Origin of the sequence: Mesorhizobium sp. M0185 (assembly GCF_040322175.1) — a bacterium.
In the GTDB taxonomy this organism is placed as follows: Bacteria; Pseudomonadota; Alphaproteobacteria; order Rhizobiales; family Rhizobiaceae; genus Mesorhizobium.
Genome location: NZ_JAMYSY010000009.1, coordinates 60,984 through 78,646 on the forward strand (window position 1 = coordinate 60,984; position 17,663 = coordinate 78,646).

General features: G+C 62.8%; 17 protein-coding genes. 6 read left to right on the forward strand and 11 right to left on the reverse strand.

The features are described 5' to 3' along the window. Positions 1-2,433 (reverse strand): bifunctional diguanylate cyclase/phosphodiesterase, encoded by a 2,433-nt coding sequence (locus NKJ20_RS09770; RefSeq protein ID WP_352743786.1) that lies wholly within the window; start codon positions 2,431-2,433, stop codon positions 1-3. A gap of 298 nt (positions 2,434-2,731) precedes the next feature. Between NKJ20_RS09770 and ugpB the strand changes: the two genes are divergently transcribed. The 4 genes from ugpB (at position 2,732) to ugpC (ending at position 6,940) form a co-directional block, all read left to right on the forward strand. Continuing rightward, positions 2,732-4,042, forward strand: a complete 1,311-nt coding sequence (gene ugpB / locus NKJ20_RS09775) for a sn-glycerol-3-phosphate ABC transporter substrate-binding protein UgpB (protein WP_352743787.1) — start codon at positions 2,732-2,734, stop codon at positions 4,040-4,042. A gap of 81 nt (positions 4,043-4,123) precedes the next feature. Further along, positions 4,124-5,008: a sn-glycerol-3-phosphate ABC transporter permease UgpA gene (gene ugpA / locus NKJ20_RS09780; protein ID WP_352743884.1), complete on the forward strand. Its 885-nt coding sequence runs from the start codon at positions 4,124-4,126 to the stop codon at positions 5,006-5,008. 8 nt (positions 5,009-5,016) lie between these two features. Beyond that, complete coding sequence (ugpE, locus tag NKJ20_RS09785) at positions 5,017-5,865, forward strand: sn-glycerol-3-phosphate ABC transporter permease UgpE (protein ID WP_352570555.1); 849 nt, start codon at positions 5,017-5,019, stop codon at positions 5,863-5,865. Between the two features lie 7 nt (positions 5,866-5,872). Next, positions 5,873-6,940 carry a sn-glycerol-3-phosphate ABC transporter ATP-binding protein UgpC gene (gene ugpC / locus NKJ20_RS09790; protein WP_352743789.1) on the forward strand — a complete coding sequence of 356 codons (1,068 nt, stop codon included), beginning with the start codon at positions 5,873-5,875 and terminating at the stop codon, positions 6,938-6,940. A gap of 22 nt (positions 6,941-6,962) precedes the next feature. Here the strand turns inward: ugpC and NKJ20_RS09795 are convergent, their stop codons facing one another. The 3 genes from NKJ20_RS09795 to NKJ20_RS09805 all read right to left on the reverse strand — a co-directional run bounded on the left by NKJ20_RS09795 (position 6,963) and on the right by NKJ20_RS09805 (position 10,802). Beyond that, the gene (locus NKJ20_RS09795; RefSeq protein ID WP_352743791.1) at positions 6,963-8,045 is read right to left on the reverse strand and encodes an ABC transporter ATP-binding protein; all 1,083 of its coding nucleotides are present in this window, start codon (positions 8,043-8,045) and stop codon (positions 6,963-6,965) included. After that, on the reverse strand, positions 8,042-9,625 hold the full coding sequence (locus NKJ20_RS09800) for an ABC transporter permease (protein WP_352577202.1): 1,584 nt from the start codon (positions 9,623-9,625) through the stop codon (positions 8,042-8,044). The genes NKJ20_RS09795 and NKJ20_RS09800 overlap by 4 nt, the downstream gene beginning before the upstream one ends. Positions 9,626-9,794: 169 nt before the next feature. Continuing rightward, positions 9,795-10,802, reverse strand: a complete 1,008-nt coding sequence (locus NKJ20_RS09805) for an iron ABC transporter substrate-binding protein (protein WP_352452473.1) — start codon at positions 10,800-10,802, stop codon at positions 9,795-9,797. 202 nt (positions 10,803-11,004) lie between these two features. Between NKJ20_RS09805 and NKJ20_RS09810 the strand changes: the two genes are divergently transcribed. After that, positions 11,005-11,547 (forward strand): sigma-70 family RNA polymerase sigma factor, encoded by a 543-nt coding sequence (locus NKJ20_RS09810; RefSeq protein ID WP_352743793.1) that lies wholly within the window; start codon positions 11,005-11,007, stop codon positions 11,545-11,547. A gap of 1 nt (position 11,548) precedes the next feature. After that, positions 11,549-12,187 (forward strand): NrsF family protein, encoded by a 639-nt coding sequence (locus NKJ20_RS09815; RefSeq protein WP_352743795.1) that lies wholly within the window; start codon positions 11,549-11,551, stop codon positions 12,185-12,187. A gap of 8 nt (positions 12,188-12,195) precedes the next feature. Here the strand turns inward: NKJ20_RS09815 and NKJ20_RS09820 are convergent, their stop codons facing one another. The 7 genes from NKJ20_RS09820 to NKJ20_RS09850 form a co-directional block, all read right to left on the reverse strand. Then, the gene (locus NKJ20_RS09820; protein WP_023677945.1) at positions 12,196-13,074 is read right to left on the reverse strand and encodes a 3-hydroxybutyryl-CoA dehydrogenase; all 879 of its coding nucleotides are present in this window, start codon (positions 13,072-13,074) and stop codon (positions 12,196-12,198) included. 114 nt (positions 13,075-13,188) lie between these two features. Then, positions 13,189-14,118 (reverse strand): electron transfer flavoprotein subunit alpha/FixB family protein, encoded by a 930-nt coding sequence (locus NKJ20_RS09825; protein ID WP_352743797.1) that lies wholly within the window; start codon positions 14,116-14,118, stop codon positions 13,189-13,191. A gap of 19 nt (positions 14,119-14,137) precedes the next feature. After that, complete coding sequence (locus NKJ20_RS09830) at positions 14,138-14,887, reverse strand: electron transfer flavoprotein subunit beta/FixA family protein (RefSeq protein ID WP_352743799.1); 750 nt, start codon at positions 14,885-14,887, stop codon at positions 14,138-14,140. Between the two features lie 208 nt (positions 14,888-15,095). Continuing rightward, the gene (locus NKJ20_RS09835) at positions 15,096-15,899 is read right to left on the reverse strand and encodes a rhomboid family intramembrane serine protease (protein WP_352743800.1); all 804 of its coding nucleotides are present in this window, start codon (positions 15,897-15,899) and stop codon (positions 15,096-15,098) included. Positions 15,900-15,949: 50 nt separating this feature from the next. After that, positions 15,950-16,531: a cob(I)yrinic acid a,c-diamide adenosyltransferase gene (locus NKJ20_RS09840; protein ID WP_023677949.1), complete on the reverse strand. Its 582-nt coding sequence runs from the start codon at positions 16,529-16,531 to the stop codon at positions 15,950-15,952. A gap of 29 nt (positions 16,532-16,560) precedes the next feature. Next, the gene (locus NKJ20_RS09845; RefSeq protein WP_023677950.1) at positions 16,561-16,752 is read right to left on the reverse strand and encodes a twin transmembrane helix small protein; all 192 of its coding nucleotides are present in this window, start codon (positions 16,750-16,752) and stop codon (positions 16,561-16,563) included. Positions 16,753-16,775: 23 nt separating this feature from the next. After that, entirely contained in the window at positions 16,776-17,642 is an 867-nt protein-coding gene (locus tag NKJ20_RS09850; RefSeq protein ID WP_352743801.1) for an SDR family oxidoreductase, read from the reverse strand. Positions 17,643-17,663 lie beyond the last annotated feature (21 nt).

Here is a 17,663-nt window from a genome sequence, read left to right on the forward strand (position 1 = left end):
TCAGACCGTGCGCAGGCGCGGCTTGAGCACGGCAATGCTTGCGCCGCGTCGGCTGGCGGTGCGGATTGCCGGAGCGGCCACGCCCGTCAGTTCCCCGAATGTCTCGATCGGAGCCGGTTTGCCGAGGTAGTAGCCTTGCCCGATCTCGCAAGCCTCGGCGTCCAGGAACTGCAATTCACCCGGCGTCTCGATGCCTTCTGCCAGAACCGGTAAGCCGAGACCGCGTCCAAGCCCCAGCACGGCGCGAACGATCGCCGCGAACTGGGCGTTCTTGTCGACCGATTTGATGAACGACCCGTCGATCTTGATCTTGTCGAAGGGAAAGGCGCTGAGGTTGGACAGCGAAGAATAGCCGGTGCCAAAATCGTCCATCGCCACATGCACGCCAAGCGCCTTGACCTGCCTCAAGGTTGCCAGCGCGCGCGGCATGTCCTTCACCAGGGCCGTTTCGGTGATCTCCAGTTCGAGCCTGCCGGGGGCCAGGCCGGATCTCGTCAATGCGTCGTGCACCTTGCGGCTGAAGTTCGGATTGTGAAGTTGCACGGCGGAGACGTTGACGGCGACCATCAGCGGGTTTGTCCAGCGAACAGCATCGTTACAAGCCGTCGTCAGCACCCAGTCGCCGATCTGCGCGATAGCGCCACTGTCCTCGGCCACGGGGATGAAAACGGCCGGAGAAATGTCACCCCGCTCAGGGTGCTGCCAACGGACCAGGGCTTCGAAGCCGATCATCCTGCCGCCGCGGATCTCCTTCTGCGGCTGATAGACGAGGTGGAACTCCTTGCGGGCGATCGCCTGGCGCAATTCATGCTCCATCACGCGCTTGTCGCGGGCCGCGGTGCCCATGGCCATCTCGAAAAACCGATAAGTGTCCCTGCCTTCGGTTTTGGCGCGATGGAGTGCCGTGTCGGCATGGCTGATCAGGCCGGCCTGGTCTTCGGCATCCAGCGGAAAGAAGGCGATGCCGATGCTGGCCGAGACGAGGCCGGAGCCGACCGAAACCCTGTTTTCCTCCCGGATCGCCGCCAGCAAGTCCTCGGCTATCCGGCCTGCGGCCAGGGGGTCGGGGAGGTTCGGAGCTATGATGGCAAATTCATCGCCGCCGAGACGCGCGAGCATCTGTCCGTGGCGCGGGATGCCGGAAATGCAGTGCGCCAGCTTCTGCAGCATAGCATCGCCGGCCCCGTGGCCATAGAGGTCGTTGACTTGCTTGAACCGGTCAAGGTCAAGCAGCAGGAGCGCCAGATGTCCATCCTTGCCGCCACGATCCATCGAGGCGAATTCTGCTTCCAGCCGGGAAGAAAAGCTCCGCCGATTGGCAAGCCCGGTAAGCGGATCGAAATGCGCGAGGCGGAGGATCTCTTGTTCTGCCTTCTTGCGCTCACGGATGTCGCGAACGGCAAGCACCGTATGAGGCCTGCCGCAGTAGGTGATTTTCCTGGCGATCAGCTCGACAGGAATTCTCGCCCCGTCGCTGCCCCTTAACTTCGCTTCCTGCGCCTGTTCGCCGAAGCCGGACATATCGGCTGCGCTCTGTCCGTCGAAAAGCTCGCCGAATTGCATCGTGTTCAGGGTGGCTGTCGCTGTTCCGGTCAGCTTCGCCATACTGTCATTGGCGCTGACGATGCGGGTGCCATCGCAAACGATCAGACCTTCCACCGCCGCATTGGCGAGATCGTGCATGCGATCGGCCTCGAGCTTCTGGCGGCGAAAGCGCAGGTCGATCCACAGCGCGGCACCCGATAGCACAAGGATTATCAGGCTGGCGACCGCTGCGGCAAAGGCCTGGGAAATGGGCTCGATGGAATGTTCGGATATTTCAATCGAGGAATCCGGAATGATCGACACCGCGGCCATCGCGATGAAATGCAAGCTGCAAATCGCCAGCGTCAAAAGCGCGGCGCCGCCGAAAGTCGCGAGCGCTGACGGACGGCGCAAGACGACAAGGAGCGCCAGTGCCGCGAGGGTCACGCCGGCCAGAAGCGATATCGCGACAAGGAGCAGGTTCCATACGACCCGGCCTTCGACCTCGAAAGCTGCCATGCCGATGTAGTGCATCGTCGCGATGGCGCCGCCCAGAATGGCGCCACCGACGAGGAAATGGTCGATGCCGCGGCGCAAGGTGGCGACCCACATCCCAAGCGCGGTCATGATAACGGCGGCGGCAAGCGAAAAGGCGGATAATCCCGGATTGTATGCGTTCGGTATTCCCGGCGTAAACGCGGTCATGGCGATGAAATGCGTCGCCCATATGCCGAACCCGGTCGAGGCCGCGGCGATCATCAGCCAGACAAGCCGGTTTCGCTCGGTCGATCGGCCGACATGCCTAAGGAGATTAACTGCTGAGAAACAAGAAATTCCACAGACGAGCGCGGCGAGCGCAACCAGTCTCAGGTCGTGCTGATTTACGATACAATTATAGACCGTCAGCATCCTGGTTCACTCGGTCTGCCAAAACTAACAGGAGAGATGTGACGGATTAGCTCTTGGAGATTTTAACGAATGGTTAACCCGCGGGCCATGAGGCGGGTCTTTTCGGGGGAAAACCGATGCCGCTGCGCCGACAAGGCGGTGATGTCGTTTCTGACGCCGCGCTTTCGGTAGCGAGTGCACTTTAGGAAGAAATGGTGTTCATTGATCCGCAACAAAACCGTTGTCCGATTGTCATCAGCGCCACATATTGGCTTTGCGGAGGTGCCCCCTTTCGCCAATGACAAACGGGAGATGAAACATGAAGTTCTTCGGCTTTGCGGCCGGTATCGCCGCCACCTTGACCCTGCTTTCCACCACCTCCGCCTTCGCCGTCACGCAGATCAGCTGGTGGCACGCCATGACCGGCGCCAACGCCGAGGTCGTCGCCAAGATCTCCAAGGATTTCAACGCCAGCCAGAGCGACTATGAGCTCGTTCCGGTGTTCAAGGGCACCTATCCGGAGACGCTGAATGCCGGCATCGCCGCTTTCCGCGCCGGCCAGGCGCCCGATATCCTCCAGGTGTTCGACGTCGGCACCGGCGTGATGATGGCGGCCGAGGGTGCGATAAAGCCGGTGGCCGATGTGATGACCGGCGCCGGGATGACTTTCGACAAGAGCCAGTATCTGCCCGGCATCGTAGGCTATTATTCGAAGCCGGACGGCACCATGCTATCGTTCCCCTACAACTCTTCCTCGCCCATCCTCTATTACAACAAGGACATCTTCCAGAAGGCAGGCCTCGACGTGAACAATCCGCCCAAGACGTGGAACGAGGTGTGGGAAGCTGCCAAGAAGATCAAGACGAGCGGCGCCGCCCCTTGCGGCTATACCTCGACCTGGCTGACCTGGATCCACCTGGAGAATTTCGCGGCGTGGAATGACGTGCCTTGGGCCACCCAGCAGAATGGACTGGCCGGCGGTGATGTCGAACTCAAGATCAATGCGCCGATTTTCGTCAACCACTTCCAGGCGCTAGCTGACCTGGCCAAGGACGGCACGTTCAAATATGGCGGACGCACCTCCGAAGCCAAGCAGATATTCCTCGCCGGCGAATGCGGCATCTTCACCGAATCGTCGGGCGGCCTCGGCGATATCGTCAAGTCCGGCATGAACTATGGCATCGGCCAGCTTCCGTATGATACCGACGCCAAGGGCGCACCACAGAACACGACGCCGGGTGGTGCCAGCCTGTGGGTGTTCGGCAACAAGTCGGACGAGGAATACAAGGGCGTCGCGGCCTTCTTTGCCTATCTGTCCAAGACCGATGTGCAGGAATATCTGCACCAGAAGTCGGGATACCTGCCAGTGACGCTTGCGGCATACGAGGCGACTAAGAAATCAGGCTTCTATGACAAAAACCCCGGCCGCGAGACACCCATCCTGCAGATGACGGGCAAGGCGCCGACCGACAACTCGAAGGGCGTGCGCCTGCCGAATCTGCCGCAGGTGCGCGATATCCAGAACGAGGAGCTGGAGAAGATGCTGGCCGGCCAACAAACCGCTCAGCAGGCGCTCGACAATGCGGTCACGCGCGGCAACGCCGCGATCAAGGAAGCGCTGGAGAACTGACGGGATTATCTCGGTTAGTCGGTTGGAATATCGCCCGCGCGAGCTCGCGTGGGCGATACCTGGATAGCGAGGGAAATCAGCCTGTCTCCACGCGTCGTCTTTCCCAACAAGATCCTGCCCTACCTGCTGGTGGCGCCACAACTCGCCATCACCCTGGTTTTCTTTTACTGGCCGGCCGGTCAGGCGCTTTACCAGTCGATGCTCAGGCAAGACGCGTTCGGGCTGAGGAGCCGGTTTGTCTGGTTTGCCAATTTCCGGAAGGTGCTGGCCGATCCGGCCTACCTCAACTCGATCAAGGTCACAGTAGTGTTCTCTCTTGCGACCGCGATCGTTGCCATGGTTGTGGCCCTGGTGCTCGCGGTCATGGCCGAGAAGGCCGTGCGCGGCAAAGGCCTCTACCGCACACTGTTGATATGGCCTTACGCCGTGGCGCCGGCGATTGCCGGCATGCTTTGGCTTTTCCTGTTCAATCCCTCGATCGGCTCGTTGGCCTATTTGCTGAGAAGCCTCGGCATCGTATGGGACCCGCTGCTCAACGGCACCCACGCCATGATCCTGCTGGTGTCGGCTGCTGCCTGGAAGCAGATCAGCTACAACTTCCTGTTCTTCGTCGCCGGCCTGCAGGCGGTGCCGAAAACGCTGATCGAAGCGGCGGCCATGGACGGCGCCGGCGAAACCAAGCGCTTCTGGACCATCGTCTTCCCGCTGCTTGCGCCGACAACCTTTTTCCTGCTGGTCGTCAACACCGTCTATGCCCTGTTCGACACGTTCGGCATCGTTCATGCCGTCACCGGCGGCGGGCCGGGCAAGACGACCGAGACGCTGGTCTACAAGGTCTACAATGACGGCTTCGTCAATCTGATCCTGGGCGATTCGGCGGCGCAGTCGGTCATCCTGATGGCCATCGTCATTGCGCTCACAGCGATCCAGTTCCGCTATGTGGAACGCAAAGTCCATTACGGCTGAGGGCAGCGATGATCGGCCAGTCCCCGCTCCGCACCTTCATCGCCCATGCCGTGCTCATCCTCGGCATATTGATCGTGGCTTTTCCGATCTACTACACCTTCGTTGCCTCGACGCACACGCTGCAAACGATCCTCAGGCCGCCCCTGCCGCTCTTGCCCGGCGGCCAGCTATGGAACAATTACAGCGAGGCGCTGTTCGGCGGCATCGGTCGTATCGGCGGGGTCAGCGTCGGCAGGCTGCTCCTCAACACCACGATCATGGCGCTCGGCGTTGCGGTGGGAAAGATCTTCATCTCGATCCTGTCGGCCTACGCGATCGTGTTCTTTCGCTTTCCGCTGCGCATGACCTTCTTCTGGCTGATCTTCATCACCTTGATGCTTCCAGTCGAGGTGCGCATCCTGCCGACCTACAAGGTGATGGTCGATCTCGGCATGATCGACACCTATGCCGGCCTGATCGTCCCGCTGATCGCCTCGGCCACCGCAACGCTGCTGTTTCGCCAGTTCTTCATGACCATACCGGGCGAATTGGTCGAGGCGGCGCGTGTCGACGGTGCCGGGCCATGGCGCTTCTTTTTCGATATTCTGGTGCCGCTGTCGCGGACAAACATCGCCGCGCTGTTCGTGATCCTCTTCATCTATGGCTGGACGCAGTATCTTTGGCCGCTGCTCGTCACCAACAGCAACGACATGAACACCATCGTCATCGCGCTGAGAAAGATGGTTTCCTTCGCCGATGCCGACACCCAATGGCACCTCGTGATGGTCACGGCAATGCTGGCCATCGTGCCGCCGATCCTGGTGGTCGTGCTGATGCAACGCTGGTTCGTGCGCGGTCTGGTCGAATCCGAAAAGTGAGAAGCTGATGGCGACCGTGGATCTGAAGGATGTGAAGAAGGTCTATCCCGGCGGCATCGAAGCCGTGAAGGGCGTTTCCATCGCCATTCCCGACAAGGAGCTTTGCGTGCTGGTCGGCCCCTCTGGCTGCGGCAAGTCCACGCTGCTGAGGATGATCGCCGGGTTGGAGACCATTTCGGCCGGGATAGTCGCCATCGACGGCAAGGTGGTCAACGCCATTGGCCCGACCGAGCGCGACATCGCCATGGTGTTCCAGAATTACGCGCTCTACCCACATATGAAGGTCTATGACAACATGGCCTATGGCCTGCGCAACCGCGGCACGCCGAAGGACGAGATCGACAGCAGGGTGCGTTCGACCGCCAAGGTGCTGGAGCTTTCGGCGCTTCTCGACCGGCGCCCGCGCGAGCTTTCCGGCGGCCAGCGCCAGCGTGTCGCCATGGGCCGTGCCATCGTGCGCGACCCGAAAGTCTTCCTGTTCGACGAGCCCTTGTCCAACCTCGATGCGAAATTGCGCGGGCAGATGCGCGTCGAGATCAAGAATTTGCAGCGCTCGCTTGGCGTCACCTCGGTTTATGTCACGCACGACCAACTTGAGGCGATGACGCTGGCCGACATCCTCGTCGTCATGAACGCCGGCCTGGTCGAGCAGACCGGCGCGCCGCTTGATGTGTACGAGAAACCGGCCTCGACCTTCGTCGCTTCGTTCATAGGCGCACCGCCGATGAATCTGCTGGCGCTCACAGGGGCCTCCCCAAGCTCGGTATTGGCGGACGGTACTGTGATTGGCTTGGCGCCTCGACAGGGCAAGGCAGTGACACTAGGCTTTCGTCCGGAGGACGCCGACATCACCTTCGCGGCAGAGGCGCCGGCCGGCGCGCTCGCGCTGCCGGCAACAGTGGAAGCGGTCGAACCGGTCGGTGCCGAAAGCTTTCTCCATTGCGTGGCAGCCGGCAGCCGCATCGTGGTGCGCGTCTCAGGCCGCGCCAGCGCCAAGCCAGGCGACCAATTGCGCGTCGTGGCCAGGTCCGAAAAGCTGCATTGGTTCGATCAGGCGGGCAAACGGGTCGATTGAAGTCGGCCTTGCGCAAAACCGTTCATGCAAACACATGCGCCTTGCCCGACACGGTCAGCCGGACGATCTCGCCGATCGCCGGCGCGTCCATGCCCGGCTTGCGCAGGATCAACGGCGTATTGCCGATGGCGGCGGCGTCGGGCGGATCGGGGCTGTTCAACAGACGCACCGCGATGGTGCACATCGAGCCGGCGAACTCCGAATCCGTCACCTCGCCGAACAGCATGTCCGGCGTGCCGGACATGCCTTCACGCGATGTGCGTTTCAGCAACACCTGCTCCGGCCGCAGCATGATGCGGGCGACGTCGCGCCGCTCCGAGCTGTCGACAGCGATGCGGCCGAGCGGCGAGATGGCGAAGCCATCGGCGATCCTTGCCGGCAGGACGATGGCGTCGCCAAGGAACTCGGCGACCATCCTGTCCTTCGGCTTGAAATAGAGCTCGCGCGGCGTGCCGACCTGCGAGAATTTGCCGTCGCGCATCACCGCGACCTGGCTGGCGAATGACAGCGCCTCGGCCTGGTCGTGGGTGACCAGGATGGTGGTGATGCCGGCGGTTTCAAGGAGCTCGGCCACGGCCTTGCGCATCGAGGCGCGCAGGCCGGTGTCGAGCGCCGAGAACGGCTCGTCGAGCAGCATCAGCCGCGGCTTCATGGCCATGGCGCGGGCGAGCGCGACGCGCTGCTGCTGGCCACCGGAGAGTTCGTGCGGACGGCGCTTCAGGATACCTTTGTCCAGCCCGACGACATAGGCGAGCTCGGCGATGCGCTCACTGCGCTTTTCCTCGTGACGCCCCATGCCGAAGCCGATATTGGCGGCGATGCTCAGATGCGGGAATAGAGCGCCGTCCTGCGCCACCAGCCCGATGCCGCGGCGATGCGCCGGCACGGCCGTGTCGCCATCGGCCAGCACCTCGCCATCGAGCACGATGCGGCCCTGGTCCGGCGCCTCGAAGCCGGCGATCAGCCGCAGCAAGGTGGTCTTGCCACAACCGGACGGCCCGACGATTGCCGTACGGCTGCCGCTGGCCACGCTGAGGTCGACGCCGGCAAGTGCTGCGACGGGCCCGTAGTGCTTGTGGATGCCGCTCAGCTCGAGAAAGCTCATCGCCCGGCCATCCGCTTCGACTGGACGTAGAGCAACCAGGTCAAAGGCAGCGACATCGCCACCATGATCAGGGCATAAGGCGCCGCCGACGCATAGTCGATCTCGCCGCTATAGGACCAGAACGCCATGGCCAGCGTGCGGGTGCCGTTGGGCGCCAGCATCTGGGTTGCGGTCAATTCGTTCATGATACCCAGCGCGACCAACGCCATGCCGGCTGCGGCGCCCGGCGCCGACAGGCGGATGGTCGTCGACCACAGCGCCTTGAGCGGCGACCGGCCGAGGCTGGAGGCGGCGCGTTCGAGCTCGACCGGCGCCTGTGCGATCGACGCCCTGAGGCTAATCAGAGCGCGCGGCAGGAACATCAGCGCATAGGCGACCAGGATGGTGAACAGGGTCTGGTAGAGCGGCATGGCGATACGCACGGCGATGGTGACCAGCGCCAGGGCGATGACAACGCCGGGCAACGCGCCGACGATATAGTTGCAGCCCTCCAGGACGCGTTGCAGCCGCCCCGGCGCGCGGATCGAAATCCACGCCATCGGCATTGCCGCGACGGTGGCGAGCAGCGCGCCGGCAATTGCTAGGAACAGCGTTTGGCCAAGCGCCAGGCCGATCTCGTCGAGCCGCCAGACATCGGCGCCGCCGGCCATGAGCCAGCGGCCGATAGTGGCGAACGGCACGCCGAGCGCCAGCAGCGTGGTAATGGCAGGCAGCAGCAGGCAAGGAATGGTGGCGCGCCCAAGGCCCGTGCGCTGCTGCTGGCGCGCAGCACCCGAACCGACGCGGGCATAGCGCTCCTCGCCGCGCACCAGCACCTCCAGCCCGAGCAGCACAAGGCAGCAGGTCACCAGCACGCCGGCCAGCATGTTGGCGGCGGGACCGTTGAAGGTCGACTGGAACTGGTCGACGATCGCGGTGGTGAAGGTGTCGAAGCGGATGAAGACATAGAGCCCATATTCGGCCAGGAGATGCAGGCCGACCAGCAGGGAGCCGCCGCAAATGGCGAGCCGGAGCTGCGGCAGCACGACGCGCCTGAACACACGCCACGGGCCGAGACCAAGGGCTGCCGCTGCATCCTCGAGAGCGGGATCGAGCCGGCGCAATGCCGCCGCCACCGGCAGATAAAGGAAGGGGAAATAGGCGATGACCGACACAAGCACGCCGGCCCACAGGCCGTGCAGTCTGGGCACCATGGTGACCCAGGCGTAACTGTGGACGAAGGCCGGAATGGCGAGCGGCGCCACCGACAGCCAGGCCCATAGGCGGGCACCCGGCAGATCGCTGCGCTCGGTCAGCCAGGCCAGCATGACCGACAGCACGATCGAGATCGGCACCGCCAACACCACCAGCAGGCTGGTGTTGACCAGAAGTTCGCCGACGCGCGGCCTGAACACCAGCGCCGCCACCGTTTCCCAGCCGGTCTGCACCGCCACCCAGACGATGAAGGCAAGCGGCAGCAGCGCGAAAAGCGAGACAAAGACGGCAGCCAACGCAATCCATGAGACCGACCAACGACGTGCCCGCACGGCCGTGGCGTCGGCCGGCAAGCCTGGGCGTGCGAGATCGATCGCGGATTGCATCAGATCAGACGTTGCGCCAGCTCCGCCCGGAGGCGGAAACGATCGGCGGCGGATAATCTCGCGGGTAGCTTGTGGTCATAGGCAAATGCCATCTTGAAAACAGAGCGCTCCTGTGGAAAGCGAATTCCCACAGGAGCGCAGTCGGTTGCCCTTTTAGGACGAACGCCGGCTAAAGCAAGCCGGCCGCCGTCATCAGGTCGGTCACCTTTTTCGAGTTCAGCGTCGTCGGGTCGACTTTCGGCGCCTGCAGATCGGCCAGCGGCACCAGCTTCGGATTGGACTCGGCGCCCTTGCCGACTGCGTATTCGAACGAATCGCCTGTTTTCAGCACGTCCTGGCCGCCATTGCCGGTGACCCATTTCAGGAAAGCCTGCGCTTCCTTCGGGTGCTTGCTCGAGGCCAGCACGCCGCCGCCGGAAATCGAGACGAAAGCACCGGGATCCTGATGCTTGAAATAGTGCAACTCGACGTTCTTGCTGTTCTCGCCGGTCTTGGCCTGATCGCCGTAGTAGTAATAGTGATAGATCACGCCGCCTTCGACCTCGCCGGCATTGACCGCCTTCATCACCGTGCTGTTGCCCTTATAGGCGGTAAAATTCTCCTTCATCGCCTTCAGCCATTCGGCCGTCGCCGCCTCACCCTTGAGCTGCAGAAGCGCGCTGACGATCGCCTGGAAATCGGCGCCGGAGGGCGAAGCGGCCCAGCGGCCCTTCCAGCTCGGATCGGCGAGATCGAGCAGCGATTTGGGCAGCTGGTCGGCGCTCAGCTTGGTCTTGTTGTAGGCAAAGACGGTGCTGCGCGCGGCGACGCCGACCCATTTGCCGCTCGCCGGCTGGTACTCCTGCGGAACCTGGGCCAGCGTCTCGGTGTCGACCGGTGCGAACAGGCCGGCCGCCTCGACTAATGCCATGGCCGGCGAATTCTCCGTCAGGAATACATCGGCGGGCGAAGCGGTGCCTTCTGCAACGATCTGATTGGAGAAATCGCTGTCGCCGCCATTGCGGACGGTAACCTTGATGCCGGTTTCCTTGGTGAATCCCTCCGCCCAGGCCTTGGTCAGGTTTTCGTGCTGGGCGTTGTAGACGACGATGCCCTCGTCCTCTGCTATTGCCGGGCCGGCGATCAGGCTGATTGCAAGTGCTGTCGCACCGGCAAGGGCGGAAAGAGCATATTTCATGGCGTCGTCCTCGATTTCGATGGTCTTTGGCTTGGCACGCTGCACCTACCAATACCTGACTGGTGCAGTCAACATTGCTGGCCCACTCAATCGCTCAAAAGGAGCAAACTTTCGTGATGCTCAGCTAATTTGCCTTGGACATTATTTCGCCGGCCCCGTAACAAATCAGCGCCGAGACGCGAATATCGGGGAGTGAACTCTTGTGAGCGGCAAGGACGAAGCCGAGCTTTCACGGCTGCTGCGGGCCGCGATCGCCGGAGACGAAAGGGCCTATGCCGACTTTCTGCACCGGATCGCCGCGCTCGTTCGTGGCTTTGCCCGGCGCAAGATCGTGCAGGGCGGGGTGGATCCCGAGGATGTCGTGCAGGAAGCCTTGCTGGCCATTCATGTGAAACGACACACCTGGCGCCATGATGCGCCGGTGCTGCCTTGGGTCTATGCAATAGCCCGCTTCAAGCTGATCGATGCGTTCCGGCGGCGCGGTCGGCGGATCGAGATCGAGATCGACGAAATCGCCGAGACCTTTGCCGAGCCGGAATCGGAGACGGTGAGCGAGCGCGACGTCAACCGGGCGCTCGACAGCCTGCCGCCGGCACAGCGTTCCGTCGTCTCGGCCGTATCGGTCGAAGGCCGGTCAATCGGTGAGACCGCGGCCAAATTCGGCATCAGCGAGACGGCTGTGCGGGTGTCACTGCACCGCGGGCTTGCCGCCATTGCCAAACGGTTCAGGGCGGGGCGGGAATAACATGAGGACCGAAGATTTCATCAAGGCGCTCGACGCCGATGCCCGCAGCAAGGCGCTGCCGCTAGGCACCGCCTGGTGGCTTGCCGCCGGCGCGGCCATCGTGATCGCGGCCGCGGTTTTCTGGCTGACGATCGGCCCGCGCCCCGACATTGCGATCGCCATGCACACGATGCGGTTCCTGTCCAAATTCGTCTTCACGATTGCTCTTGCCGCCAGCGCCTTTGTCCTGGTCCGTGGGCTGTCGACGCCCGGTTCATCGACCAGCCGGGCGGTGAGCTGGATGGTCGCCGCGCCGCTGCTGGTGATTGTGGCTGTGATTCTCGAACTCTTCGCCGTGCCTGCGTCGGACTGGGGCACGCGGCTGGTCGGCACGAACATGGTCATCTGCCTGACCTTCATTCCGTTGATCGGGATCGGCCCGCTTGCCGTCTTTCTCGCGGTGCTGCGCCATGGCGCGCCGACAAGGCCGGTGCTTGCCGGTGCGGCCGCGGGCCTGCTTGCCGGCGGGCTGGCGGCGACCTTCTATGCGGCGCATTGCTTCGACGATTCGCCGCTTTTCGTCGGCACCTGGTATACGATCGCGGTCGCCATCCTTGCCGTGCTCGGGGCGCTCGGCGGACGACTTTTTGTGCGCTGGTAGCGAGGCGATCAGCGTGTCGGAACGGGATGCTCGCCGCGATAGTCGTAGAAGCCGCGCCCGGTCTTGCGGCCGAGCCAGCCGGCCTCGACATATTTGACCAGCAGCGGGCAGGGGCGGTATTTCGAATCCGACAGCCCGTCATGCAGCACCTGCATGATCGACAGGCAGGTATCGAGCCCGATGAAATCGGCAAGCTGCAGCGGCCCCATCGGATGGTTGGCGCCGAGCTTCATGGCGGTATCGATGGCGTCGACCGAGCCGACACCTTCATAGAGCGTGTAGATCGCCTCGTTGATCATCGGCAGCAGGATGCGGTTGACGATGAAGGCCGGGAAATCCTCCGAGACGGTGATCGTCTTGTCGAGCTGCTTCACATAGGTTTTTGCCGCCTCGAAGGTCTGGTCCTCGGTGGCGATGCCGCGCACCAGTTCGACCAGCTTCATCACCGGAACCGGATTCATGAAATGTATGCCGATGAAGCGTTCCGGCCGGTCGGTCTGCGAAGCCAGCCGTGTGATCGAGATCGATGACGTGTTCGTCGCCAGGATGGCCTCGGGGTTGAGCTGCGGGCAGAGCTGGGCATAGATCTTGCGCTTGACCGTCTCGTCCTCGGTCGCTGCTTCGATCACCAGATCGGCGCCCGCAAGGTCGGCCATGGCCGGTGCCGCCGAAATGCGCGCCATCGCCTCATTGCGCAGCTTTTCCTCGAGTTTGCCGGAGCCGACCTGACGGGCCATGTTGCCGCTGATCGTAGCGATGCCCTTTTCGATGCGGTCGGGCGAAATATCGTAAACCAGCACCTTATAGCCCGCCAGCGCCGACACATGGGCGATGCCGCCACCCATCTGGCCCGCTCCGATGATGCCGATCGTCTCGATCTTGCTCATTACCCGATCCCGTCGAGGCCTTTGCGGCCCGTTTTTTGTGCAGTGCAAACTAAAAGGGCGGGGCGACTTCGTCTACCCCACCCCTCAGAATTTAATACGCTTTGGCAGAAGGCGTCAAAGCGCCTTTTGCAGTTCCGGCAGAATGACGAAGAGATCGCCGACGAGACCGTAGTCGGCGACCTGGAAGATCGGCGCTTCCTCGTCCTTGTTGATGGCAACGATCACCTTCGAATCCTTCATGCCGGCAAGGTGCTGGATGGCACCGGAGATGCCGACGGCAATATAAAGGTCGGGCGCTACCACCTTGCCGGTCTGGCCGACCTGCCAGTCGTTCGGCGCATAGCCGGCATCGACGGCGGCGCGAGATGCGCCAACCGCCGCACCGAGCTTGTCGGCGACCGGCAGGATGACCTCCTGGAACTTCTCGGAGGAGCCCAGCGCACGGCCGCCCGAGATGATGATCTTGGCCGAGGTCAGCTCTGGACGGTCGGTCTCGGAGAGCTTGTTCTCGACAAAGCTCGACAGGCCGGGATTGGCCGCCGCCTGGACCGTCTCGACCGGCGCGGAACCGCCCTCGGGCGCTGCCTGGAAGGAAGCGGTACGCACCGTGATGACCTTCTTGGCGTCACTGGACTGCACCGTCTGGATGGCGTTGCCGGCATAGATCGGCCGCTTGAAGGTGTCGGGCGACACGACTTCGATGATTTCAGATATCTGGGCGACATCGAGCAGCGCCGCCACGCGGGGCGCGACGTTCTTGCCCGACGAGGTCGCCGGCGCGATGATCGTCTCGTATGGCTCAGCAAGCGAAACGACGAGTGCCGCCAGCGGTTCGGCGAGACGCTCGGTCAGTTCGTCGGCGTCGGCGAGCAGCACCTTGGTGACGCCCTGGAGCTTGGCGGCGGCGTCCGCTGCCGGCTTGGCACCTTTGCCGGCAACCAGCACATGCACGTCCGAACCGATCTGCAGCGCCGCCGAAAGCGCCTTGGCGGTCTGGTCGGAAAGCGCAGCGTTGTCGTGTTCGGCAATCAGAAGAATTGTCATTTTTTATCCCTTCCTGGCCTTACAGCACGCCGGCTTCGTTTTTCAGCTTGTCTACCAGTTCGGCGACGCTCTTGACCTTGACGCCCGCCTTGCGGCCGCCCGGCTCCTCGGTCTTGATCACTTTAAGCCGCGGCTTGACGTCGGCGCCGTAATCGGCAGGGCTCTTCTCGTCGAGCGGCTTCTTCTTGGCCTTCATGATGTTGGGCAGAGACGCGTAGCGTGGCTGGTTCAGCCGCAAATCGGCCGTGACGATCGCCGGCATCTTCAGTTCCAGCGTCTGCAGGCCGCCATCGACCTCGCGCGTCACCCTGGCCTTGTCACCGTCGAGCACGATCTTGGAGGCGAAGGTGCCCTGCGCCCAGCCGAGAAGCGCGGCCAGCATCTGGCCGGTCTGGTTGGAATCGTCGTCGATCGCCTGCTTGCCGAGAATGACAAGGCCGGGCTGTTCTGCCTCGACGACGCCCTTCAGCACCTTGGCGACGCCCAGCGGCTCAGTCTGCTCGTCGGTCTTGACCAGGATGGCGCGGTCGGCGCCCATGGCGAGAGCAGTGCGCAGCGTTTCCTGCGCCTGCTGCGGCCCGATCGACACGACGATGATCTCTTCGGCCTTGCCAGCTTCCTTCAGCCGGATCGCCTCTTCGACCGCGATCTCGTCGAACGGGTTCATCGCCATCTTGACGTTGGCGAGTTCCACCGCCGAACCGTCCGCCTTCACCCGGACCTTGACGTTCGCATCCACAACCCGCTTCACGGGCACAAGGATCTTCATTTGCCTGTCACCTCTTTCACGATAGTCTCTTCACGCTCGTCGGGCGCGCTATAGCAGCGTGCACCTCTTCAGAGTTGTCGAAAGCCGACATTCCGGACGGAATTCTGGTCTTCGCCACGCCAGTAGGGTGGCGCTTCCGTAGTTGCGGCGACCCCGCGCGTCAATATCCGGGGCGCACTCGGATGCTCGGCGAAGCACTCAAATCGGTTCAGTCCGGACCGGAAACTGTCCCCCGGCCCCAGCGCGGCGCCGGCTGCGCAGGTTGTGGGTCGCTTGGCGCCGGCTCCACGGCTACGGGCACCGGACCGGCGACCACGGCCGGCTCCTCGTCTGCGCCGGCGAGTAGCGGTACGCCGCGGCTGCGCAAGACAAGCACCAGCACGGCTCCAGCGATGATGCCGCCGATATGGCAGGCCCAGGAAACCTGATCCTCGCCCCCCTGCGCGAACATGAAGATCTGGAACAGGATCCACAGGATCAGCGGGATGAAGGCCGGGATGCGCAACGGGATGCGCGCGAAGGCCAGCACCCATACCTTCACCCGCGGATAAAGGATCAGATAGGCGGCGACCACACCGGCGATGGCGCCCGACGCGCCAATCAGCGGCACCGGCGAATCCCAGGCAACCAGACCCTGGAAGAAAGCGCCGGCGATGGCGCAAAGCAGGTAGAAGACGAGGTAGCGGACATGGCCGAGTGCATCCTCGACATTATCGCCGAACACCCACAGGAACAGCATGTTGCCGCCGAGGTGGAAGATATCCGCGTGCAGGAAGGAATAGGTCAGATAGCTCAGGCTCTCCGGAATGACGACAAATTGCGGAGCGAGCTCGACGCTGTCATGCACAACCGACGGGATGAAACCGAGGCCCAGCACCGCGGCGTTGGCGAAATCCTCGCCGCCCAGTGTGGTGACAAAGTAGATCAGCACGTTGAGCGCGATCAGGCTGATCGTCACATATTGCAGCTTGATGTGCCGCAGCCGGTTGGTGTCGTAAAGCGGGATAAACATCAGGCCTCTCCCGCTTCCAAAACCTGAAGATCGTGGATGACCCGGCAGATTCAGCGGTTCTTGCCGGGAACCCATAGCACGTCGGCATTTCCGTTGTCATTGACCGCGCGTGCGGCGACGAACAGAAAGTCCGAGACACGGTTGATGTATCTTATCGCCTCGCGGTTGACGTGCTCGTCCGGGTCTTGCGACAGCGCCACCATGATGCGCTCGGCGCGGCGGGCCACCGTGCGGGCGAGGTGAAGGGCAGCCGCTGCCGGCGTACCGCCGTTGAGCACGAAGGATTTGAGCGGCTCAAGGTCCTTGTTGAGGAGATCGATATCCTGTTCGATGCGGTCGGTCTGCGAGGCGATGATGCGCAACGGCTCGTAGTCGAGCGGCTTGCCATTATCGGGGACTGCCAGATCGGCGCCGAGGTCGAAAAGGTCGTTCTGGATGCGGCCGAGCATCGCATCGATCGCCGGATTTACTGCCGCGGTATGAATGCGGGCCATGCCGATGCAGGCATTGGCCTCGTCGACCGTGCCGTAGGCGTCGATGCGAAGGTCGGATTTCAGCCGCCGCTCGCCAGAGCCGAGGCCTGTGGTGCCATCGTCGCCAGTGCGGGTGTAGATCTTGTTGAGCTTGACCACGGGTTACCTCCCGGCTGGTGGCTGCTGCGTCACTTACGGGTGAAATACACCGCCAGCATGATCAGCACCAAGGCCACGAACTGCAAGAGCACGCGCGTCTGCATCAGTTTGTTGGAGGTCATGCTGGAGCCGCCGCGCATCATGTTGATGAGGCCGCGGATCAGTACGATCACCACGGCGACCATAACGAGAACGGCGAGGATGTTGAAGACGGTTGCCATGGTGTGTTCCAGTTGGATTGCGTTCAGGCGCGTTTGGCGAGCAGACGGTAGAGTACCGATGACGGCAGGATGCGCTTAAGGATCGCGCCGATCCTGGCCGGCACAGTTACCACATAATGCGGGCGCGGGCGCCGCGACAGAAGCGCATGGTGCAAGGCGGCATAAACCACCTCCGGCCCGGGCTTCAGCCGCGATGTGCTGCCGCCGGCCCGCAGCCGTTTGAGTTGCGCCGCATAGGCGAGGCGATGAACGGACTTCTCGTGATCGATATTTGCCAGGAACCACGCAAGGCTGTTGCTGGCGATCTTCGATTTCACCGGCCCCGGCTCGATCAGCGAAACATGGATGCCGCTGCCGAGGAGTTCTTGGTAGAGGGACAGCATCAGCCCTTCGATAGCGTGCTTCGATGCCGAGTAGGCGCCGCGAAAAGGCACCGGCGCCAGGCCGAGGATCGACGAGCAATGAACGAGACGACCATGGCCTTGGCGGCGCATCACCGGTACGACACGGCGAGTGAGGTCATGCCAGCCAAAGACATTGGCCTCGAACTGCTGCCGTAAAGCCTCGACCGGCAGGTCCTCGACGGCGCCGGGCTGTCCGTAGGCGCCATTGTTGAAGAGCGCATCGAGCCGGCCGTCGGTCCGTTCCAGCACCGACGCCACCAGCGCCTCGATCGATCCGGACTCGGTGTAGTCCAGATAAAAGGCCTCGATGCCGTCGGCCTCGAGCGCAGCGATATCTTCGGGCTTTCGGGCCGTTGCGAACACCCGCCAGCCTTCCTTCTTAAGAGCATGGGCGCAATAGGCGCCTATACCGGAAGAGGCACCTGTGACAATGATGGTGCGCAACTCTTCTCCGGGAGGAATGGTGGTTTGGCCTAGGGTTGTCATTTACCGCAAACCCTTCCCATA